Origin of the sequence: Streptomyces sp. Go-475 (assembly GCF_003330845.1) — a bacterium.
Classification (GTDB): Bacteria; Actinomycetota; Actinomycetes; order Streptomycetales; family Streptomycetaceae; genus Streptomyces.
Genome location: NZ_CP026121.1, coordinates 7,782,340 through 7,804,211, shown reverse-complemented (window position 1 = coordinate 7,804,211; position 21,872 = coordinate 7,782,340). Strand labels below are relative to the sequence as shown.

The window sequence follows — 21,872 nt, the reverse complement described above, 5'->3', positions numbered from 1 at the left end:
CGTGTCCCCCTACGCGGCCTGCTCCACCGGGGCGGTCCGTGCCCCGTCGAACTGGGTGCGGTACAGCTCCGCGTACCGCTTGCCCGCCGTCAGCAGTTCCTCGTGCGTGCCCCGCTCCACGATCCGGCCGGCCTCGATCACCAGGATCTGGTCCGCCGCCCGGACGGTGGAGAGCCGGTGGGCGATCACGACCGCCGTCCGGCCCTCCAGGGCTTCGGTGAGGGCTTCCTGGACGGCGGCCTCGGAGGTGTTGTCGAGGTGGGCGGTGGCCTCGTCGAGGATGACGACGCGCTGGCGGGCCAGCAGCAGCCGGGCGATGGTCATGCGCTGGCGTTCCCCGCCGGAGAGCCGGTAGCCGCGTTCGCCCACGACGGTGTCGAGGCCGTCGGGCAGGGACCGTACGAGCGTGTCGAGGCGGGCCCGGCGCAGGGCGTCCCACAGCTCCTCCTCGGTGGCTTCCGGGCGGGCGAGCAGCAGGTTGGCGCGGACGGTGTCGTGGAAGAGGTGCCCGTCCTGGGTGACCATGCCGAGGGTCTGCCGGAGCGACTCGGCGGTGAGGTCGCGGACGTCGACGCCGCCGATGCGGACGGCCCCGGCGTCGGCGTCGTACAGGCGCGGCAGCAGTTGCGCGATGGTCGACTTGCCCGCGCCGGAGGAGCCGACGAGCGCCACCGTCTGTCCCGGTTCGGCGCGGAAGGAGATGCCGTGCAGGACCTCGTCGCCGCCGCGCTGGTCGAGGGAGGCGACCTCCTCCAGGGAGGCCAGGGAGACCTTGTCGGCGGCCGGGTAGCCGAAGCGGACCTCCTCGAACTCGACCGCCACGGGACCGTCGGGCACCGGGCGCGCGTCCGGCTTGTCCTCGATGAGCGGCCTGAGGTCGAGCACCTCGAAGACCCGCTCGAAGCTGACCAGCGCGCTCATCACCTCCACCCGCGCCCCGGCCAGCGCGGTCAGCGGCGCGTACAGCCGGGTCAGGAGCAGGGCCAGCGAGACGACCGCGCCCGGCTCCAGGGTGCCGCGCAGGGCGAGGTAGCCGCCGAGGCCGTAGACCAGGGCCAGGGCCAGGGCGGAGACCAGGGTGAGGGCGGTGATGAACGCCGCCTGGGCGGTGGCCGTCCGGATCCCGATGTCCGCGACGCGGCGGGCTCGTTCGGCGAACTCCCGCGACTCCTCCTCCGGCCGCCCGAAGAGCTTGACGAGCGTGGCGCCGGGTGCCGAGAACCGCTCGGTCATGCGGGTGCCCATCGCCGCGTTCAGCGTCGCCGCCTCCCGCTGCATCCGGGCCATCCGGCTGCCCATGCGCCGGGCCGGGATCACGAACACCGGCAGCAGCACCAGCGCGAGCAGGGTGATCTGCCAGGACAGGGTGAGCATCACGGCGAGGGTGAGCAGCAGCGTGACGAGGTTGCTGACCACTCCGGACAGGGTGTTGCTGAACGCGCGCTGGGCGCCGATGACGTCGTTGTTGAGCCGGGAGACCAGGGCGCCCGTACGTGTGCGTGTGAAGAACGCCACGGGCATGCGCTGCACATGGTCGAAGACGGCCGTCCGCAGGTCGAGGATGAGGTGCTCGCCGAGCGTCGCCGACAGCCTCCGGCCGAGGATGCCGAGCGCGGCCTCCGCCACCGCGATCAGCGCGATGAGCAGGGCGAGGCGTACGACGGTGCCCTCGTCACCGTCGGAGACGATCACGTCGACGACCCGCCCGGCCAGGACGGGGGTCGCCACGGCGAGCAGGGCGGTGCCCACCCCGAGCAGGACGAAGAGGGCGATGCGGCGCCGGTGCGGGCGGGCGAACGCGCCGATGCGGCGCAGGGTCGCGAGGGCGAAGGGGCGGCGCTCCTCCTGGGCGGTCATGACGCTGTGCAGCTGTGTCCACGCTGTGGTCTCCATGCTCATGGGAGGGAACGTAGAACCTCAAGCAATCTTGAGGTCAAGGCGTTCGCACATCAGGTCGAGACGCTCGCGCAACGCCCCCGACATCCCGCACAATCAGCCCCAACCCCCACGTCCCCCGTCCCCCGCGCAAAGGCCCCGATGACGCTTCCCACGCAGCCGCTTCCCGTGCCCGAGCCCCAGCCGCTTCCCGCGGGCCACCCACAGTCCCCGCTTCCGCAACCCGCCGTTGGCCCGGGGTGGGAAGCCTCTGCGGATGTGACAGCGGTACAACTCCCCGAACTCCGCCCGGGACGACTCCCCCGTCGCGTCCCGGTCCGCCGCCTCAGGCAGATCCTGTGCCTGCTTCCGCTCCTGCTCGTCACCGTGGTCGCGGTGCGGCACCGGTCGGTGCTGGCCGAGGGCTTCGCGCACCTGGGCACCGCCGCCTGGCCGTGGCTGCTGGCCGCGGTCGGGGCGACCTGTCTGACCTGGGTCGCGGCCGCCTGCACCCGGCAGGGCGCGGTCGTCGAGAGGCTGCCCCGGCGGCGGCTGCTGGCGACGCAGTTCGCGGCGGGCGCGGCCAACCACCTGCTGCCGACCGGGCTGGGCGCGAGCGCGGTCAACCTGCGGTTCATGACGGTGTGCGGGCTGCCGCTCGCCCGCTCCTCGGCGGCGCTCGCGCTGTACCTGCTGGCGGAGAGCGTCGGCCGGGTGGCCCTGCTGGCTGCCCTGCTCCTGGCGTTCCCCGACGCGCTGCGGCTCGGCACGCTGGTCCCGGAGACGGCGTTCGGCCTGCTGGCCGGCGTCGGCGCCCTGGTCGTCGTCGCGGCGGCCGTGCTCGTCCTCGTCCGGCGGGTGCGCTCGGCGCTGGTGACCTTCCTGCGGACGGCGCTCGGCGAGGCGCGCTCGGTGCACACCCGCCCGGCCCGGGCCCTGGCGCTGTGGGGCGGGTCGCTCGCCTTCCCCGCGCTGCAGGCGACCGTCCTGGTGCTGGTGGGGAAGTCGCTGGGGCTGGACGTGCCGCTCGCGCACATGGCGGTGGCCTACCTGGCGGCGACGGTCGCCGTCGCGCTGGTGCCCACGCCGGGCGGGATCGGCTCGGTGGAGGCGGCGCTGGTCGTGGCGCTGGTCGCGGCGGGCGGCCCGGCCGCGGTGGCCACGGCGGTGGTCCTGGCCTTCCGGGTCATCACGGTGTGGCTGCCGCTCGTGCCGGGCGCGCTGACGCTGGCGGCGCTGGTACGGCTCAAGGTGATCTGAGCAGAGAGCGGGCGCACGTGACGGCGCGTCATGTGCTGTGACTCACCCCCCGGTCACCCCCGTCCGCGGTACGAACCCCCGTACGGGATGCGGCAGGATGAACGATTGTGCCGACCGCGGGTCAGGGTGGTCGGGCACCCTCGGACATCCCGGAAACGAGCAGGTGACGACGTGACGAGACTTCACATCCGGCCGCCGGCGACGGCGTTCGCCGCGCTTCTCCGCCCCGGAGGTGACCGGTGAACCGGGAACTCACGGTGGACGATCTGCTGTTCGCCGGCATCGCCCTCGCCTCGGGCCTGCTGGCGGCGTTCGCGCTGCGGATCCTGCTGCGCTGGCTGGGCGGGCACGCCGACCGCACCCGCTGGAGCGGGGACGACGTGATCGTGCACGCGCTGCGGGCCGTGGTGCCGTGGGCCGCGGTCGTGGGCGGCGCGGCGGGCGCGGCGGCGGTGCTGCCGCTGACGCGCACGGTGCAGCACCACACCAACCAGGTGCTCACGGTGCTGCTCATCTTCGTCGCGACGGTGTCGGCGGCCCGGGTGGTGGCCGGGCTGGTGCGCTCGGTCACGCAGTCCCGGTCCGGAGTCGCGGGGTCGGCCACGATCTTCGTCAACATCACGCGGATCCTGGTCCTGGCGATCGGCTTCCTGGTGGTGCTGCAGACGCTGGGCATCTCCATAGCCCCGCTGCTGACCGCCCTCGGTGTCGGCGGTCTGGCGGTCGCGCTGGCACTGCAGGACACCCTCGCCAACCTCTTCGCGGGCATCCACATCCTCGCCTCCAAGACGGTCCAGCCCGGTGACTACATCCGGCTCAGCAGCGGTGAGGAGGGCTACGTCGAGGACATCAACTGGCGGCAGACGACGATCCGCAACCTGTCCAACAACCTCGTCGTGATCCCCAACGGCCAGCTCGCCAAGGCGAACATGACCAACTTCATGCGGCCCGAGGAGCAGCTGACCATCCTGGTCCAGGTCGGGGTGGCCTACGACAGCGACCTGGACCACGTGGAGCGGGTGACCAACGAGGTCATCGCCGAGACGATGCGGGACGTCGAGGGCGCCGTGCCCGACCACGAGCCGATCATCCGGTTCCACACCTTCGGCGACTCCCGCATCGGCTTCACCGTGATCCTGGGCGTCGGCGAGTTCAGCGACCAGTACCGGATCAAGCACGAGTTCATCAAGCGCCTGCACAAGCGCTACCGCGCGGAGGGCATCCGCATCCCCGCCCCGGCCCGGACGGTGGCGCTCCAGCAGGGCGCGGTCGTCATCCCGCAGCAGCGGACCGGCGAGAGCGAGCCGGGCGAGGTGCCGTCCGCCAGGTTCGACTGAGGCGGCCCGGCCGGGCGCGTCGCCGACCGTGATCCCCACCGCCTCGGTGGCGACCGTCGGCGACGTCCCGTGTCCGGCCGGTCACGACAGGTCGGCCACGTGCCCGAAACGAGTCGCCGACCCCTGTCGAGACGAGGTCGATCACGAGATATCTTGATGTCGAGCAATGTTGCAGACGTGGAGCGGAGCACCCGGTGACTGACTCGACCATCATCTATACGCACACTGACGAGGCCCCCGCCCTGGCGACGTATTCCTTCCTGCCGGTGGTCCGGGCGTACGCCTCGCAGGCGGGTGTCCCGGTGGAGACCCGCGACATCTCGCTGGCCGGGCGCATCATCGCCGTGTTCCCGGAGTACCTGACCGAGGACCAGCGCATCCCGGACGCCCTCGCGGAACTCGGCGAGCTGGCCAAGACGCCCGCCGCCAACATCATCAAGCTGCCGAACATCTCGGCGTCCATCCCGCAGCTCAAGGCCGCCATCGCCGAGCTGCAGGGCCAGGGCTACGCGCTGCCGGACTACCCGGACGACCCCAAGACCGACGAGGAGCGCGAGATCCGCGCCCGCTACGACAAGGTCAAGGGCTCCGCCGTGAACCCGGTCCTGCGTGAGGGCAACTCGGACCGCCGCGCCCCGGCCTCGGTGAAGAACTACGCCAAGTCCCACCCGCACCGCATGGGCGCCTGGACCGCCGAGTCCAGGACGGACGTGGCGACCATGGGCCAGAACGACTTCCGTTCCACCGAGAAGTCCGTGGTGATCGCCGAGGACGGTGCCCTGCGCATCGAGCTCGTCGGCGACGACGGCACGACCACGGTGCTGCGCGAGTCCGTACCCGTCCAGCGGGGCGAGGTCGTCGACGCCTCCGTGATGCGGGTGGCCGCGCTGCGCGAGTTCCTGACCGCGCAGGTCGCCCGGGCCAAGGCCGAGGGCGTGCTGTTCTCGGTGCACCTGAAGGCGACGATGATGAAGGTCTCCGACCCGATCGTCTTCGGCCACGTGGTGCGCGCCTTCTTCCCGAAGACGTTCGCGCGGTACGGCGACAAGCTCGCCGCGGCCGGCCTGACCCCGAACGACGGTCTGGGCGGCATCTGGAAGGGCCTCGACGCCCTGCCGGAGGGCGCCGAGATCAAGGCCTCCTTCGACGCCGAGCTGGCCGAGGGCCCGGAGCTGGCGATGGTCGACTCCGACAAGGGCATCACCAACCTGCACGTCCCGTCGGACGTCATCATCGACGCCTCCATGCCGGCGATGATCCGCACCTCCGGCCACATGTGGGGCCCGGACGGCCAGGAGCACGACGCCCTCGCGGTCATCCCCGACTCCTCCTACGCGGGCGTCTACCAGGCCGTCATCGAGGACTGCAAGGCCAACGGCGCCTACGACCCGTCCACGATGGGCTCGGTGCCGAACGTCGGCCTCATGGCGCAGAAGGCCGAGGAGTACGGCAGCCACGACAAGACGTTCGAGATCGCCACCACGGGCACGGTCCGCCTGGTCGACCAGAACGGCACCGCCCTCATCGAGCAGACCGTCTCGGCCGGCGACATCTTCCGCGCCTGCCAGACCAAGGACGCGCCGATCAAGGACTGGGTGAAGCTCGCCGTCACCCGCGCCCGCGCCACCGGCGACCCGGCCGTGTTCTGGCTGGACGAGACCCGCGCCCACGACGCCAACCTGATCGCCAAGGTCGAGCAGTACCTCCAGGAGCACGACACCGAGGGCCTGGACATCCGGATCCTCAACCCGGTCGAGGCGACCAAGCTGTCGGTGGAGCGCATCCGCCGCGGCGAGAACACCATCTCGGTCACCGGCAACGTGCTGCGCGACTACCTGACCGACCTGTTCCCGATCCTGGAGCTGGGCACCAGCGCCAAGATGCTGTCGGTCGTCCCGCTGATGGCGGGCGGCGGCCTGTTCGAGACGGGCGCCGGCGGCAGCGCGCCGAAGCACGTCCAGCAGCTGGTCAAGGAGAACTACCTGCGCTGGGACTCCCTCGGTGAGTTCTTCGCCCTGGTGCCCTCCTTCGAGCAGTACGCGAAGGTGACGGGCAACGCCCGCGCCCAGGTGCTGGCCGACACCCTCGACCGCGCCACGGCGACCTTCCTCAACGAGGACAAGTCCCCGACCCGGCGCGTCGGCGGCATCGACAACCGCGGCAGCCACTTCTACCTGTCCCTGTACTGGGCGCAGGAGCTGGCGCGGCAGACCGACGACGCCGACCTGGCGAAGGCGTTCGCCCCGCTCGCCGAGACGCTCGCCGCGAACGAGCAGAAGATCGTCGACGAGCTGATCTCCGCCCAGGGCAAGCCGGTCGACATCGGCGGCTACTACCAGCCCGACCCGGCGAAGGCCGCTGAGGCCATGCGCCCGTCCGCCACGTGGAACGAGGCCCTGGCGTCCCTGAGCTGACGCCCCGGATCCCCCGATCCCCTGGCTCCGCCCCGGCCGGCACGACGCCCGGCCGGGGCGGAGCCGTCTCGCCCACAGCCCCCGCCACCGCCCCGGAGCCGCCCCGTGACCGACGCGCCGCCCTCCTTCGAACTGCTCCCCGGGGCCGGTCGCTCCCCCGTGCTCCTGCATGTGCCGCACTCGGCGCGGGAGATACCGCGGGACGTGCGCGCGGGGATCGTGCTGGACGACGCGGAGCTCGCACGGGAGCTGGACCACATCACCGACGCGCACACCGCGGAGATCGCCGCGCTGGCGGCCCGGCTGGCCGGGGTCACCCCGTGGCGGTTCGTCAACCGGCTGTCGCGGCTGGTCGTCGACCCGGAGCGGTTCTCGGACGAGCGGGAGGAGATGCGGGCCGTCGGGATGGGCGCGGTGTACACGCGGACCACGCACGGCGCTCCGCTGCGGTCCGAGGGCGTCGATGCGGGGCCGCTCGTCGAGCGGTACTTCCTGCCCTACGCGCGGGCGATGACCGAGGCCGTGGGGGACCGGCTGGCGGCCACCGGACGGGCCGTGATCATCGACGTGCACTCCTACCCGAGCCGGAGACTCCCCTACGAGCTGCACGGGCAGGGCCCCCGCCCGGCGGTCTGCCTCGGCACCGACTCCTTCCACACCCCGGCCGCGCTGCTGGACGCCGCCCGGGCGGTGTTCGGGGAGACGGAGCTGGACACGCCGTTCCGCGGGACGTACGTCCCCCTGGAGTTCTACGGGACGCGGCCCGAGGTGAGCGCCCTCATGGTGGAGATCCGCCGGGACACCTACATGACCGAGCCGGGCGGCCCCGCGGGACCGGGGCTGGAGCGGCTCGCCACCGCCCTCGCCGGGCTCGTCGACGCCGTGTCCCGCTGAACCGCCACCGGCTGGAGCACTCCCGCGCGACACGGGGCCAGGGCGCGGCGAGGGTGGGTCCATGACGGAGGAGACCACCACGCTGACCGGCCAGGCACCGCCCCCGGTGCGGGACTGGCCCGCCCTCGACCTGGACGGGACGGAGTTCGACCCGGTCCTCGCGGAGCTGATGCGCGAGGGGCCGCTGACCCGGATCCGCCTGCCGTACGGCGAGGGGTGGGCGTGGCTGGCCACCCGCCACGACGACGTCAAGCTGATCACCAACGACCCGCGGTTCAGCCGCGCCGAGGTGACGAGCCGTCAAGTGACGCGGATGGCACCGCACTTCAAGCCGCGGCCCGGTTCGCTGGCCTTCGCCGACCAGCCCGACCACAACCGGCTCCGCAAGGCCGTCGCCGGGGCCTTCACCGTCAGCGCGACGAAGCGGCTGCGGCCCCGCGCGCAGGAGATGCTCGACGAGCTGGTGGACGCGGTCCTGCGGGACGGGCCGCCGGCCGATCTGATCGAGCGGGTGCTCGAACCGTTCCCGATCGCCCTGGTCAGCGAGGTCATGGGCGTGCCCGGCGCCGACCAGGACCGGGTGCACGCCTGGACCCGGCAGATCATCTCCACCTCGGGCGGCGCCGAGGCCGCCGAGCGGGCCAAGAACAGCCTGTACGGATGGATCACCGAGACGATCCGCTCCCGCGCGCACGGCACCGGCGAGGACGTGTACTCCCTGCTCGGCGCCGCCGTGGCCGGGGGCGAGATCAGCGAGACGGAGGCGGTCGGCCTCGCCGGTCCGCTCCAGATCGGCGGCGAGGCCGTCACCCACAACTGCGGGCAGACGCTCTATCTGCTGCTCACCCGGCCGGAGTTGCGGCAGTGGTGGCAGGAGCGGCCCGAGGCGCGGGACACCCTGCTGGACGAACTGCTGCGCCACGTCCCGCACCGCAGCTCCGTCGGCCTGGCGCGGATCGCCCTGGAGGACGTCGACCTGCGGGGACACCGCATCCGCGCGGGCGACCCGGTGTACGTCTCCTACCTGGCCGCCAACCGCGACCCGGACGTCTTCCCCGAGCCGGACCGGATCGACCCCGGCCGCGCCCCCAACCCCCATCTGGCCTTCGGCAACGGACCGCACTACTGCACCGGCGCGGTCCTCGCCCGCCTCCAGACCGAGCTGCTGCTCACCACCCTGCTGGACCGGCTGCCCGGCCTGCGCCTCGCGGTCCCCGCCGACCAGGTCGCGTGGCGCCGCCGGACGATGATCCGGGGGCCGCGGACCCTGCCCTGCACCTGGTGAGGCGGCCGTGACGGGGAGGCTAGGCCCGCAGCCACTCCGTCACCACCACGTCCCCGCCCGTGCGCAACCGCAGGGCGAACGGGCCGGAGGGCGGCACGTCGGCGGTGAAGCGGCCCAGGTCGTCGGCGGTCAGGGCGGAGCCGGGCCGGGGTCCGCACAGGACCTCGATGCGGGCCGGCTGCGGCGGCAGCACCTGCCCCATCAGCCCGTCCTCCGTCACCTCGACGTCGACGGTCACCTCGCCCGCCCGGAACGTCAGCATCCGGGGCGTGTCGGTGGCGCCCCGGACCGGGAGGGAGTCGACCAGCGAGTCGAAGGTCAGCTCGGCGACGCGGGCGTCGAGGTCGTGCAGCGCGTACGCGTCCACGGCGATCTGCTGCAGCTCCGGCGGCACGGGGTCCAGGACCGCGGCGGCCTGCCGGAGCTCCTCCTCCAGCAGCCCGGCGTCGAACTCGTCGTCGCCCCGCTCCTCTTCGCCGAAGACCTCGTCGTCGTCCCTGTCGTTCACGTCGTCCATGTCGTGCATGCCGTTCACATCGCCCCCCGTGCCTCGAGCCGGGCCCGCAGGCGCCGCAGACAGCGCTGGCGCAGCGGCCCGATGCTGCCCACCGCGATCCCGAGCGCGGCGGACACGTCCTGGTAGCTGGGCGGTGGCGTGGTCATGAGAACGCGCAGCAACTGCCTGCACCGCTCGCCCAGTTCCTCGAACTCCTGCCACAGCCGCCGTACGCGTTCGCTCTGGGCGGCCGCCTCCTCGGAGTCGAGCAGCGACTGCTCCGGCGTACCGTCCTCGCTGACCCGGTCCAGGAGCCGCGGATCGTCCGTCAGGGTCAGCCGCCTGGAGCTGCGGATCACCTTCAGGCATTCGTGGCGCGCGGTGCTCGCCAGCCACGCGCCCGCCTTGTCGGGTTCCCGGATCCGCCCGAGGTACTGGGCGAAGCGGAACCAGGCGGTCTGGTACACCTCGTGCGCGTCGGCGTCGGAGAGCCGGTGGGCCCGCACCACGGACCACACCAGGGGGCTCAGCCCTTCCACGAGCGCCTTCCAGGCCGCCGCGTCGCCGTCGGCCGCGGCCTGGACGAGCGAGCCGGCATCAGTACGGTCCACGGCAGCCCCACCCCTCGAGTACGGCACGTCATCGTACGCCGTGGAGGGGGCGGCTTCGGCCGTCACAGGCCCGGGGTGAGGCGCATGACCGGGACCGGGCGCCACGTGGGAGGACGCAGCGCGGGGACGTGCGCCCCGCGCACTTCGGCGAAGTCCGCGTGCGCCGCGAGCAGGTGACGCCGGGCCGCGCGCGGGTCGGTCTCCTTGTGCGCCGTCATGTGGGCGGCGACCATGCCCGCGGTCACGGGGGTGGCGAAGGAGGTGCCGCTCCACTGCGCGTAGCCCTCGAACATCACCTGGTCCGGCTTGGCGGAGGCGTTCTCGTCGCTCAGCACACCGGTGTGGCGGGGGTGGCGGCAGGTGCAGCCGTAGGAGAAGCCGTAGCGGCAGGCGTCGTACGTGGAGTGCTGGTACACGTACGGGACGGGTGTGTCGAAGCCGGTGAGGGCGCCGGTGAGGCGCTCGCCGGGGGCGTAGACCTTCACCCAGGGGCCGTGGTTGGTGAAGCAGGCGCCGAACTCGCCGTCGCTGCGCAGGGCGCCGACGGAGAGCACGGAGTCCTCCCAGCCGGGCAGGTCGGCGTAGGCGGCGGGCCAGAAGGGCGTGGCGCTGCCGTTGTTGCCGGCGGCGGCGACGAGCAGGGTGCGCCGCTCGCGCAGTTCCCGCATGAAGTTCTCGACGCCGAGCAGTCCGTCGGCGCGGCCGTTGGAGGTGCCGGCGGAGAGGCTGAGGACGTCGGGCCAGCCGCCGGCGTCGACGGCCTCGAAGAGCTTCTCGCCGAACTCGGACTCCAGGACGGCGCCCGCGTCGTTCAGGGTGCCACGGACGGTGATGTCGGTGTTGGGCGCGACGGCGGCGACGAGCCCGGCGATGAACGTGCCGTGCCCGACGTACTGCTGGAGGATGCCCTCCTCGTCGCACTCCTGGACCTGCGCGTCGCCCTCGGTGTGGGCCAGCAGGCCGCAGGAGCGGTAGTCGTGTGTGAGGCCGGTGTCGACGACGAGGACGCCGACGGCGGTGCCGGGGTCGTGGGGCGTGTCGGCGGCGGCCGGGTTGGGCGGCTCGCCGAGCGGGGCGGGGACGGGTTCGTCGCCGGGGCAGGCGTTGACCGCGATGTGCACCACGTGGTTGCGGGCGACCATCCGGTGTCCCGCCCGGGCCTCCTGCTCCCGTACGGAGCGCAGGGCGTGCGCGACGGCGCGGTCGGCGTCGCGGCCGCCCTCGCCGGGGTCGCCGACCCGGATCCGGGTGATCCCGGTGCGGTTGGTGCTCGGGCCGGCCCGGCGGACCTGCTCCTGGTCGAGGTCGGGTGCCGCCGTGAAGTGCGCCCGTACCGTGTCCTCCACGATGCGGGCCTCCTCGCCGTCGCGGACGAGGACGACGCCCTTCTCGTACATGAACTCGGCCGAGTCGTCCGGGCCCATCGCGAGGGGCACGTCGGGCATCGAGCGCTGGATCTGGTCGAACTGCTCGTGGAATCGCTGAGGTGCCATGGCGGGTCCTCCCGGTGGGGCGACGGCGTCGGCCGGTGCCGCGGAGCGGTCGTCGAGTCTCTCCGACAAGAGTCACGCTGCGGTCTTTTGATACAGCGCCACCCCTGTGTGGTGCGGTTCGGTGGCCACTACCATCCGAGGAGTGACAGCGGGAAGCGAGCCGGTTACGGAATCACTGCTGCCGATGGTGTTCGCCGACCCGGGCGAGGCTCTCGCGAGGGCCCGGGCGCTGCTCGACGCCGGTCCCTCCCCGCTGGACGCCTCCGTCGCGCATCAGGTGATCGGCATCTGGCAGCGGGACTTCGGCGATCTGCGGCTCGCGCTGAGCCATCTGCGGCGGGCCCGCCAGTGCGCGGCGCGCGCGGACTCGGCTGACCGGGAGGCGGACGTACTGGCCACGCTGGGGGTGGCGCTGGTGCACGCGGGCCGCACCCGGGAGGGGCTGGCGGCGTTCGAGCGGGGGGTCGCGCGGGGCGCCGGGCACACGCGGGCGCGGGTGCTGTACCGGCGGGCGTACGTGTGGTGGGTGCTCGGGCGTCATCGCGAGGCGCTGGAGGACGTGCGGCGCGCGGTGCCGGTGCTGCGGCAGGCGGACGACGTGATCTGGACGGCGCGGGCGCTGACCCTGCGGGCCACCGTGCACCTGGCGCTGGGTGCGGTGGAGCGGGCGGAGGCGGACTTCACCGCGGCCGAGGCGCTGTGGGACACCACCGGCCAGGAGCACGACAAGGCGGACGCGGTGGAGAGCCGGGGGCTGGCCGCGTTCCGGTCCGGGGACGTGCCCGCGGCGCTGCGGCTGCTGGACGAGGCCGAGGAGCGGTACGCCCGGCTGGGCACGCCGACGTTCATGCTGAACATCCGGCGCTGCGAGGTGCTGATGGCGGCCGGGCTGGCGCCCGAGGCGCTGGCCGAGGCGGACGCGGCGATCAGGAAGCTGGACGGGATCGGCGGGCAGTCCACCCGCAAGGCCGAGTTGCTGCTGGCCGCCGCGCGGGCCGCCCGGCCGGCCGGGGACCCGCACACGGCGATCGCCCGTGCCGCCCTCGCGGTACGGCTGTTCGCGGGGCAGCGGCGCACGTGGTGGGAGGCGCATGCCCGGCTGGTGCTGATCGAGGCGCGGCACGCGGCCGGGCGCCGCTCGGGGCGGCTGGTCGCGGACGCCGCCGCGGTGGCCGGGAAGCTGGCGTCCTTCGGAGCGCCGGCCGCGCCGGAGGCGTCGCTGCTGGCGGGCCGGATCGCGCTGGACCTGGGCTGGACGGCGGACGCGGAGCGGCATCTGGCCGTCGCCGCGCGCAGCCGGCACAGCGGCCCGCCGCTGGCGCGGCTGACGGGCTGGTCGGCGCAGGCGCTGCGGGCGTGGGCGGCCGGGTCGAACCGGGGTGTTCTGGAGGCCTGCCGGCGCGGTCTGGACGTGCTCGACGACCACCGGATGACACTGGGCGCCTCGGAGCTGCGTGCCCGCGCCACCGAACAGGGCGCGGAACTGGCGGCGTTGGCGCAGCGGGCCAGTCTGGTCTCGGGCGGGCCGCGGCGGCTGCTGGTGTGGAGCGAGCGCTGGCGGGCCACCGTGCTGTCCACGCCGCCGACCCGGCCGCCGGCCGACCCGGAGCTGCTCAGCGGCCTGACCGCCTTCCGGGAGATCGCCTCGCGTGCGGAGGCCGCCCGGAGGGAGGGCCGGCCGGTTCCGGCGCTGGAGCGGGAACAGCGGCGGCTGGAGCGGGGGATCCGCTCCCGGACCCTGCACATGCGGGGAAAGGCGCCCGGGGGCGGCGACCGGTTCGACGTCGGGCGGCTGCTGGAGCGGCTGGGCGACGAGGTGCTGCTGGTGGAACTCGCCGTGCTCGACGGGCGGGTGCAGGTGCTGCTGTGCGGGCGGGGGCGGGTGCGACGGTTCGAGGCCGGGCTGCTCGCCGAGGCGGAGACCGAGGCCGAGCACGTCCAGGCCGGGTTGCGGCGGCTGGCCCATCCCGGGGCCGAGGCGCGGCTGCCGGTGGTGGAGGCGGCGGGGCGGCGGCTGGAGGAGCTGCTGCTGGGGCCGGCGGCGGCGCAGCTGGGCGGCGGCCCGGTGGTGATCGTGCCGCCGGGGCGGCTGCACCGGGTGCCGTGGGCGCTGCTGCCGTCGCTGCGGGAGCGGGTGCTCAGTGTGTCGCCGTCGGCGGGCAGTTGGCTGCGGGCCCGGGAGACCGCGCCGCCGCCGGACGGCTGCCATGTGCTGGTGCGCGGCCCGGGCCTGGCGAGCGGCGGTGCGGAAGTGCCCGAGCTGGCCGGACGGTACCCGTGCGCGACCGTTCTGGAGGAGGGCGGGGCGCGCGTGCCGCGGGTGCTGGAGGAACTCGACGGGGCCGCGCTGGCGCACATCGCCGCGCACGGTACGTTCCGCGCGGACAGTCCGCTGTTCTCCTCGCTGCGGATGGCGGACGGGCCGATCGTCGTGCACGACTTCGAGCGCCTCGCCCGCAGCCCGTACCGGATCATCCTGTCCTGCTGCGACACCGCCCGCTTCGCGTCCGTCGGCGCCGACGAACTGCTCGGCCTGGTCACGGCGTTGCTGCCGCTGGGCACGGCCGGGGTGGTGGCGTGCAGCGCACCCGTCAACGACGCGGCGGTGGTGCCGTTGATGCTGGCCCTGCACAAGGGCCTGGGCGCCGGGCTGTCCCTCGCGGAGGCTCTGCGCGACGCCCGGGCCGCCCTGCCGGGCGACGCACTGCACCAGGCCACGGGCTGGGCGTTCTCGGCGTTCGGGGCGGCTTGACCGAGCGTGGCGGGGTTTCGGGGATGCACGGCCGGGGCCTCAGCGGGTGGGACGGGGCACCCGGCCGGGGCCTCGTCGGGTCTCCGGGGCCACCCGGCGGGGGCATCTTCGGTCTCGGGGTTTCCTGGCCCGAGCCTCGGCGGATTGTGCGGCGGCCTGGCCCGTCCCCTGTGCGGGTCAGGCCGCCGGTCCGGGGCGCGGCCGAAGCCGGCGGTCCGGGCGCGGCCGAGGCCGGCGGTCCGGGCGCGGCCGAGGCCGGTGGTCCGGGGCGCGGCCGGGGTGGGCGGTTCCGGACGCGGCCGAGGTGGGCGGTTCGGGACAGCCGAGGCCGCCGGCCCGGGACGTCGCCGAGGTCCGTGGTTCGTCGCGGCTCAGGCCGGCTGGGCCTGGGGCGGTTCCGTCAGGAGCCATGGCAGGGCGCCGCGGTCGTTCGCGCCGAGCCGGGCGTAGGCGCTGTACAGGTGGTTGCCGACGGTGCGGATCGACAGGGTGAGGCGTTCGGCGATCTGCCGGTTGCTCAGGCCCGCAGCCGCGAGGGTGACGATCTGCCGCTGACGGGCGGTGAGTTCGCCGAGGACCAGCCCGGACAGCGCGGGTGTGCGGGCGCCCTGGCAGCGCCGGGCCAGGGCGACGGCCCGGGTCCGGGCGTACCGGGCGGCGCGCGGATCGCGATGGGCGCCCACGGCCTGGGCGTGTGCCTCGGCGGCGAACAGCGTGAAGCCCCGTCGCTCCAGTTCCCCGGCCACCTCGTCCAGGGCGGGGCCGTCGGCCCGGGTGAGCGCGTCGGCGTGCCGGGCGAACACGCCGCTCAGCCGGTCGATGACCTTCTCGGGGGCGCCGAGGCGGACGGCGTCGTAGGGGTCGGTGAGGGCCTCCAGGTCGAGGTCGTCCCGGCTGTCCACGGTCGCTGAGGCGCGGGCGAGTTCCTCCCGGCACGACGCGTCCTCGGGGGCGCCCCGCAGCCCCTCCCTCGCCCAGGCGGCCGCTTCCCGCACCTCCCCCCGCAGCCGGGCGAACCGGGCACGTACGGCCGCGTACCCGCCCGGCAGCGGCCCGCCCTCGGCGACCAGCCACTCCCCCACCGGTGTGGGCGTCGCCCGGACGTCGTCCTGGTCGATCCGGCGGGACAGCGCGGCCGCCTCGGCGTCGAGGGCGCGGGCGTACGCGTCCGGCGTCCGGGCCAGCCGCCGCGCCCGCAACCGGCCCGCACCGGCCCTGAGCACCGGGCCGTACAGGGGATGGGCGAGGCGGACGCCGCCCACGTCGTCGACCTCGACCAGGCCGTCGGACTCCAGGGCTTCGAGGGCCCCGAGGTCCAGGTCGTCCACATCCGAGGGCAGCGGCTCGGCGAAGGCGAGGCGGTCGAGGGTCTCGCGTTCGAGCGGGCAGGTGCGGCCGAGGACGTGGGCGGTGCGCTCGCGCACGGGCGGGGTCAGCGGCACCGGGCCCCGCCAGGCCCGCTCCTCCGTGTCCGGGACGGGGGTCAGCAGTCCGCGCACCGCGTCCAGCAAGTCGCGCAGCAGCCGCAGGTCGCCCCGGCTCAGGCGCAGCAGCCGGTGGGCGGTGAGCGCATCGAGAGGCCCGGCGCCGGCCGTGAGGAGCTGTGCGGTCTCCTCGTCGGGCAGCGGCTCCAGGGCGAGGCGCGGCAGGAGTTCGCCGGTCCACAGCCGGGAGATCGCGCCGGGCGCCGGGGCGCCGTCCGTCGCGACCACGAGCAGACGGGTGCGGCCGTGCACGGCGAGCTGGTGGACCAGGGCGGCGGAGGCGTCGTCGAGCAGGTGCGCGTCGTCGACCAGCAGCGTGCGGGCACCGGACAGCAGCCGGACCGCGCGGTGCAGGGTGACCGACTCGGGCAGCAGATGCGCGAACGCCGCGAAGGGCAGGCCGCGGCTCTCGGGCGTGCCCGCCGCCCGGGCGCAGCCGGTGCCGCGGATCGCCTCCGTGACGAGGCGGGTCTTGCCGCAGCCCGCCGGGCCCGTCACCACGACGCCGCGGTGCGGGCCGGCCAGGGACCGGCGGACCAGCTCCAGTTCGTCCTCCCGCCCGGCGAACGGCCAGGGCAGCTCCAGCGTCGTCGCGTCCCGTTCGTAAGTCGTCACACAGACATGAGCGCGGCTGCTCAGTTCTGATACAGGGCGACTTGAGTAGCCCCCGACTCAGGCGCCGGGACGGGCCGCACGGCAGGCTGTGGTCCATGACCGCACGCTACTGCTCGCTGGCACAGGCGCCGGCGCCCGCCTTCGCACCGGGGCTGGCGGCCGAGCGGCTGAGCGCGCTCGCGAGCGGGCGGCGGACGTGGGTCAACGGCACCGTCCTGCACTACTGGTTCTTCGACGGTGACAGCGACGCGTCCGTCATCCCCGTGCCGGGGACGGGGATGACGCGGCGGGTGTCCTGGGCCGGCAGCGAGGAGCAGCGGGACGTCGTGCGCGGGTGCTTCCGCGAGTGGCAGGACCTCGGCATCGGCATCGCCTTCGTCGAGGTCGACGACCGTTCGGAGGCCGAACTGCGCATCGGGTTCCAGCCCGGCGACGGCTCCTGGTCGGCGGTGGGCCGGGAGGCGCTGCGGGCGGGCCTGCACGAACGCACCATGAACTTCGGCTGGGACCTGACCGCGCCCGGGGAGCGCGCGACGGCCCTGCACGAGATCGGGCACGCGCTCGGCATGGTGCACGAGCACCAGAGCCCGTTCGCCGGCATCCACTGGGACGACGAGGCCGTGTACGCCGAGCTGGCGGGCCCGCCGAACCACTGGAGCCGGGAGCGGACGCACTACAACATCCTGCGCAAGCTCGACCCGGACGAGGTGAACGGCTCCGTCTGGGACCCGCAGTCGATCATGGAGTTCCCGTTCTCGTCGGGGCTGGTCCTGGAGCCGGAGCGGTACCGTGCGGGTCTGCACCCGCCCGGCACCCTGTCCGCCGCCGACAAGGAGTTCGCGCTGCGCTGGTATCCGCCGGCGGACCCGGCGCCGCCCGCGCTGGTGCCGTTCCGCTCGGTGCCGCTCGGGCTCGGCCCGGGTGAGCAGGCCGACTTCGTCGTCGATCCGCCGGAGACCCGCACGTACACGCTGGGCACCTTCGGCGACGGCGACGCCGTCGTCGTGGTCTTCGAGGAGCGGGACGGGGAGCCCCGCTACCTCGCCGGCCAGGACGACGGGGGAACTCCGCACAACGCCACGATCGGCGTGCGGCTCGTCAAGGGCCGCCGCTACGTCGTCCGCGTACGCCTGTACTCCGCCTGGGGTTCCGGCGAGACGGCGGTGATGTGCTGGTGACGGCACGCACGCGCTACGCGGACACCTGAGCCACAGTCCGGCACCGGGGGAGCGGTCGGGGACGTCGCCCATGGGGGTGGGTGACGTCCTCGACCACGCTGCGGGGGCCGGCCGGCGAGACCGTCAGGCGGCGACCCAGTAGGTGCGGGTGTTGGTGAACTCGCGGATGCCGACGGCGGCCGGTTCGCGGCCGTGGCCGCTGCGCTTGGTGCCGCCGAAGGGCAGGCGGGGGTCGGAGGCGACGATCGCGTTGACGAAGGCCGCTCCGCTGGTGATGCGGCGGGCGAGGGCGACGCCCCGGCCGGGGTCGGCCGTCCAGACGCTCAGGCCGAGCCCGTACGGCGTGGCGTTCGCGAGCCGTACGGCGTCACCCGGCAGGGGCTTGCCGCCGGTCAGGAGGCGGGCCTCGACGTCGGCGTCGTCCAGGACCACGAAGACCGGGCTCGACGATCCCGGCGCCTGACCTCACGAGCGAGAACCCACCCTCATCGACAGCGGCAGCACCACCTACCGCTCCCAGGGCCTGTCCGGCGCGGGGGCGGTGAACCTCACGTCTTCGCGCAGGTGGTGGTCACGGGCGAGGAGGAGGTAGCTGCTCGCGGTCCAGGTGTAGGCGCGGTCGCGCAGGCCGGTGCCGGTGAGGGCGTCGAAGTTCTCGGCGAAGCCGTGGGTTTCGCACAGGGTGCGGAAGCGGGCGCTGATGTCGTCGGCGAGCCGCTGGTGGCCGGCGCGGCGCAGGCCGTCCTCGATGAGGACCGTGGCGGGGGCCCAGATGGGGCCGCGCCAGTAGCCGTCGGCGAGGTAGTGCGGGGAGTCGGGCCGTTCGGTGGCCAGGCCGTACGGCGTCAGGTGGGCCTTGATGTGGTCGGCGAGCGTGCTGCCGATCTCGGCGGGCAGGTGCTCGCCCAGCGCGATGGGCATCAGGTCGAGGAGGCTGGCGCTGCTCCAGCTCTCCCCGGTGCCGGCCGAGCGGGCGACGAACCTGTCCCCGGACCAGAGCTGGTCGAGCAGCGCCGTCCGGATCTCCCCGGCGACCGCCGTCCACCGGTCGGCCTCGTCCGGCCTGTCCAACTCCGCTGCGAGCGCGGCGAGTTCATGGAGCTGAAGGACGAGGAAGGCGGCCAGGTCGGCGGTGACGACGACGCGCCCGGGGTCGAAGGTGGTGGCGTTGTCCCAGCCGCTGTCGTTGCCGTGCTGGTAGTAGGGCAGTCCGGCGCCGGGAGCGCGCCGGGCGGTGAGCCAGAAGCCGGTCCAGCGCTCCAGCCGCTCGTACACCTCGGTCAGTTCGGCCGGGTCGAGGGGTGCCGGCAGGCTGCGGCGCAGCCGGCCGAGGGCCCAGCCGTGGATGGGCGGTTTGACGAAGTTGTGCAGGACCTCGGAGTGGGTGACCGAGTCCGGCAGGGCGCCGCTGTCGTCCTGGTGGTCGAACGGCAGCAGGAACTGGTCCCAGGCGAGCGCGGGCGCTCCGGGGGCCAGGGCAAGGGCGTTGAAGCAGTGGTCCCAGCTCCAGACCTTGTCCATCCAGTGCTTGGACATCAGCACGCCGGGCCGGGTGACCAGGCCCTTCGCCGCCACGGTCGCCGACCAGACGACGTAGGCGGCGAGTTCGGCGGCCGGGGTGGCGGGCGAACGCCAGGGTGCCACGGCGTCCACGAAGTCCGCGAAGGCCTCCCGGGCCGCCGCCACGATGTCGTCGAAGGCCGCCGTGGGCACGTAGGGCGGGCGGGCGGTGCCGAGTTCCTCGATCGCGAGTTCCCAGACGCCGTCCTCCCGCGCGGTCACGGTCACACCGCGGTCGCTGCCGCCCAGGGCCTGGTCGCCGGCCGTGTCGGCGAGGCTGCCGGACAGCACGGTGACGCGGTAACGGCGGCCGGTCTCGTACGAGGTGAACACGTGCGCGTGCGCCGCCGGGTCGTGGAAGAAGTACGTGCCGCTGAACGGGGTGAGGGTCCGCGCGGCGGCGAAGACGCCGAAGTCCAGGCCGCTGCCCCGCAGGCGTACGGTGTCCGGCGACTCGTAGGCGAGCTCGACGCGTCCCCTTCCGGCGGCCCAGCGGAGCAGGCCCGGGGTCGCCTCGACGCGGGTCTCGGCCCGCTCGCCTCTCGCCGGGACCAGGGGGACCAGGCGCAGGACGCCGTGCATGCCGTTCTGGTGCGACACGAGGTGGAGGTCGTCGGCGTACGTCTTCTCCGCCACCACGGGCGAGATGTCGAACCAGGAGCCGTAGGCGCTGAACGGGATGTCGTGGACGGAGAAGGCCGGGCCGGACGGCGAGGCGGCGGTCATGTGGCGTGACTCGTTTCTGGAGCAGGGGGCGCCGGCCGGCGTGGCAGCGCGCCGGTCGTCGTGGTGGGTTGGGGGGCTCAGTCCTTGACGGCACCGGTGGTCACACCGGCGGCGACGTAGCGCTGGGCGAGGACGAGGATGACCGCGGCGGGCAGGGACGCCACGACGGCGGTGGCCATGATGGCGTTCCACTCCTGGTTGTTGTTGCCGATGTAGTGGTAGATGCCGAGGGTGATCGGCTCGTGGGTGCCGCCGTTGACCAGGGTGTTGGCGAAGACGAAGTCGGACCAGGACCACAGGAAGGCGAACAGGGACACCGTGACGACGGCGTTGCGGCTCATCGGCAGGACGATCGACCAGAAGGTGCGCAGGGCCCTCGCGCCGTCCATCTGCGCGGCCTGGAGCAGCTCGCCGGGGATGCCCGACATGAAGGCGGTGAAGATCAGCACCGCGAACGGGACGGCCAGGGTGGAGTCCGCGACGATGAGGCCGGGGACGGACTGGAGCAGGCCGAGCTGGAGGTAGACGGCGTAGAAGCCCATCGCCATGATGATGCCGGGGATCATCTGGGCGGCCAGCAGGACGAAGCTCAACAGGCCGCCGCCGCGTGGGCGCAGCTTGGCCAGGGCGTAGCCGGCGGGGGCGGCCAGGGCCACGGTGAGGACGACGGTGCCGAGGGCGACCACGAGGCTGGTGCCGAGGTAGGGCAGTTGCTCGTCGAGGACGGTGCGGTAGCCGGCCAGGGTGCCATGAGCGGGGAAGAGCTCGGGTGGGCTCTTGCGCATGTCCTGGTCGCGGGTGAGGGAGACGTTCAGCATCCAGTAGACCGGGAAGAGCATGACGGCGGTCAGCAGGACGCCGATCGTGGTCCTTCCCCACGTACGGCCGCGGCTTCGGCTCATGACAGCGCCTGCTTTCTCTGCACCCGGAGGTAGATCAGGCCGAACACCAGGGCGGCGACCACGAGCAGGTTGCCGACGGCCGCGCCGGGACCGAAGGCCGGCAGGAGGTTGCCGAAGCCGAGCTGGTAGGACCAGGTGGCGAAGGTGGTGGACGAGTCCGCCGGGCCGCCCTTGGTCATGATCCAGATGATGTCGAAGACCTTGAGCGTGTAGACCAGGCCCAGCAGCAGGGTGATCGCGGAGACCGGGCGCAGCAGGGGAAAGGTGATGCGCCGGAAGCGCTGCCAGGCGTTGGCCCCGTCGAGGGCCGCGGCCTCGTACAGGTTCGCGGGGATGGACTGCAGGCCGCTGTAGAGCACGACCAGGTTGAAGGGGACGCCGATCCAGATGTTGGCGATGATCACGGAGGTCAGCGACCAGGACGGCGAGGTCAGCCAGTTCACCGGGCCGATGCCGACGGCGTGCAGGGCGGCGTTGACGATGCCGGAGTCGCTGTTGAGCATCCACGACCAGGTGGAGGCCGACACGATCAGCGGCAGCAGCCAGGGCACCAGGAACAGGGCCCGCAGGGTGGCCGAGAGCCGGAAGTGCTGGTTGAAGAAGACCGCGAGGGCCAGGCCGATGGCGTACTGGAAGACCAGGCAGACGGCGGTGAACACCACGGTGTGGAGCAGGGCCGGGGCGAAGGTCGGGTCGTCGAAGACGGTCAGGTAGTTCCGCAGGCCGGTGAAGGGGGCGTCGCCCTGGACGAAGGAGCGGACCGTGTAGTTGCGGAGGCTGAGGTCGATGTTGCGGTAGAGGGGGTAGGCGTAGAAGAGGACGAGGTAGAGGGTCACCGGTGCCAGGAAGGCCCAGGCGGCCCATTGCCGGGAGGCCGGACGGCGCCGTTCTCGCGTCGGGGCCGGGGGCGGGCCGGCGGTGGCCGCCCCGCTCCGGTCCTGCGCGGACCGGCGGTCCGAGCACTGTTTCGTGTCGTTCATCTGCGACCGC

16 protein-coding genes are annotated in these 21,872 nt (G+C 73.6%); 7 read left to right on the top strand and 9 right to left on the bottom strand.

What is annotated here, in order from left to right:
* Positions 1 to 9: 9 nt before the first annotated feature.
* Entirely contained in the window at positions 10 to 1,893 is a 1,884-nt protein-coding gene (locus tag C1703_RS35395) for an ABC transporter ATP-binding protein (protein WP_114256673.1), read from the bottom strand.
* 345 nt (positions 1,894 to 2,238) lie between these two features.
* Here C1703_RS35395 and C1703_RS35390 point away from each other — a divergent pair, with 345 nt between their 5' ends.
* From C1703_RS35390 to C1703_RS35370, 5 genes are all read left to right on the top strand, one after another.
* Positions 2,239 to 3,135 (top strand): lysylphosphatidylglycerol synthase domain-containing protein, encoded by an 897-nt coding sequence (locus C1703_RS35390; protein WP_114257748.1) that lies wholly within the window; start codon positions 2,239 to 2,241, stop codon positions 3,133 to 3,135.
* A 239-nt stretch (positions 3,136 to 3,374) separates the two neighbouring features.
* Complete coding sequence (locus tag C1703_RS35385) at positions 3,375 to 4,472, top strand: mechanosensitive ion channel family protein (protein ID WP_198678358.1); 1,098 nt, start codon at positions 3,375 to 3,377, stop codon at positions 4,470 to 4,472.
* Positions 4,473 to 4,666: 194 nt separating this feature from the next.
* A complete protein-coding gene (locus C1703_RS35380; RefSeq protein ID WP_114256672.1) occupies positions 4,667 to 6,886 on the top strand; it encodes an NADP-dependent isocitrate dehydrogenase in 2,220 nt (739 codons plus the stop codon).
* A gap of 105 nt (positions 6,887 to 6,991) precedes the next feature.
* Complete coding sequence (locus tag C1703_RS35375; protein ID WP_114256671.1) at positions 6,992 to 7,780, top strand: N-formylglutamate amidohydrolase; 789 nt, start codon at positions 6,992 to 6,994, stop codon at positions 7,778 to 7,780.
* A gap of 61 nt (positions 7,781 to 7,841) precedes the next feature.
* Entirely contained in the window at positions 7,842 to 9,065 is a 1,224-nt protein-coding gene (locus C1703_RS35370) for a cytochrome P450 (protein WP_114256670.1), read from the top strand.
* Between the two features lie 19 nt (positions 9,066 to 9,084).
* On the opposite strand, the gene C1703_RS35365 is transcribed toward C1703_RS35370, so the two are convergent.
* The 3 genes from C1703_RS35365 to C1703_RS35355 all read right to left on the bottom strand — a co-directional run bounded on the left by C1703_RS35365 (position 9,085) and on the right by C1703_RS35355 (position 11,665).
* On the bottom strand, positions 9,085 to 9,582 hold the full coding sequence (locus tag C1703_RS35365) for a hypothetical protein (RefSeq protein WP_198678487.1): 498 nt from the start codon (positions 9,580 to 9,582) through the stop codon (positions 9,085 to 9,087).
* A 14-nt stretch (positions 9,583 to 9,596) separates the two neighbouring features.
* Positions 9,597 to 10,172 (bottom strand): sigma-70 family RNA polymerase sigma factor, encoded by a 576-nt coding sequence (locus C1703_RS35360; RefSeq protein WP_114256669.1) that lies wholly within the window; start codon positions 10,170 to 10,172, stop codon positions 9,597 to 9,599.
* Between the two features lie 62 nt (positions 10,173 to 10,234).
* Positions 10,235 to 11,665 carry a S8/S53 family peptidase gene (locus tag C1703_RS35355; protein ID WP_114256668.1) on the bottom strand — a complete coding sequence of 477 codons (1,431 nt, stop codon included), beginning with the start codon at positions 11,663 to 11,665 and terminating at the stop codon, positions 10,235 to 10,237.
* 184 nt (positions 11,666 to 11,849) lie between these two features.
* Here C1703_RS35355 and C1703_RS35350 point away from each other — a divergent pair, with 184 nt between their 5' ends.
* Positions 11,850 to 14,417 (top strand): CHAT domain-containing protein, encoded by a 2,568-nt coding sequence (locus C1703_RS35350; protein ID WP_198678486.1) that lies wholly within the window; start codon positions 11,850 to 11,852, stop codon positions 14,415 to 14,417.
* 371 nt (positions 14,418 to 14,788) lie between these two features.
* Here C1703_RS35350 and C1703_RS35345 read toward each other — a convergent pair whose 3' ends face one another.
* Positions 14,789 to 16,516: a LuxR family transcriptional regulator gene (locus C1703_RS35345; RefSeq protein WP_198678357.1), complete on the bottom strand. Its 1,728-nt coding sequence runs from the start codon at positions 16,514 to 16,516 to the stop codon at positions 14,789 to 14,791.
* Between the two features lie 95 nt (positions 16,517 to 16,611).
* Between C1703_RS35345 and C1703_RS35340 the strand changes: the two genes are divergently transcribed.
* Positions 16,612 to 17,694 (top strand): M12 family metallopeptidase, encoded by a 1,083-nt coding sequence (locus tag C1703_RS35340; RefSeq protein ID WP_114256665.1) that lies wholly within the window; start codon positions 16,612 to 16,614, stop codon positions 17,692 to 17,694.
* A gap of 123 nt (positions 17,695 to 17,817) precedes the next feature.
* Here C1703_RS35340 and C1703_RS35335 read toward each other — a convergent pair whose 3' ends face one another.
* The 4 genes from C1703_RS35335 to C1703_RS35320 form a co-directional block, all read right to left on the bottom strand.
* Positions 17,818 to 18,126, bottom strand: a complete 309-nt coding sequence (locus tag C1703_RS35335; RefSeq protein ID WP_232840682.1) for an aldehyde dehydrogenase family protein — start codon at positions 18,124 to 18,126, stop codon at positions 17,818 to 17,820.
* A 75-nt stretch (positions 18,127 to 18,201) separates the two neighbouring features.
* The gene (locus C1703_RS35330) at positions 18,202 to 19,980 is read right to left on the bottom strand and encodes a trehalase family glycosidase (RefSeq protein WP_114256664.1); all 1,779 of its coding nucleotides are present in this window, start codon (positions 19,978 to 19,980) and stop codon (positions 18,202 to 18,204) included.
* A 77-nt stretch (positions 19,981 to 20,057) separates the two neighbouring features.
* On the bottom strand, positions 20,058 to 20,882 hold the full coding sequence (locus C1703_RS35325) for a carbohydrate ABC transporter permease (protein WP_114256663.1): 825 nt from the start codon (positions 20,880 to 20,882) through the stop codon (positions 20,058 to 20,060).
* Positions 20,879 to 21,862, bottom strand: coding sequence for a sugar ABC transporter permease (locus C1703_RS35320; protein WP_114256662.1), 984 nt, complete (start codon positions 21,860 to 21,862; stop codon positions 20,879 to 20,881). Before C1703_RS35320 ends, C1703_RS35325 begins: the two co-directional genes overlap by 4 nt.
* Positions 21,863 to 21,872: the final 10 nt, after the last annotated feature.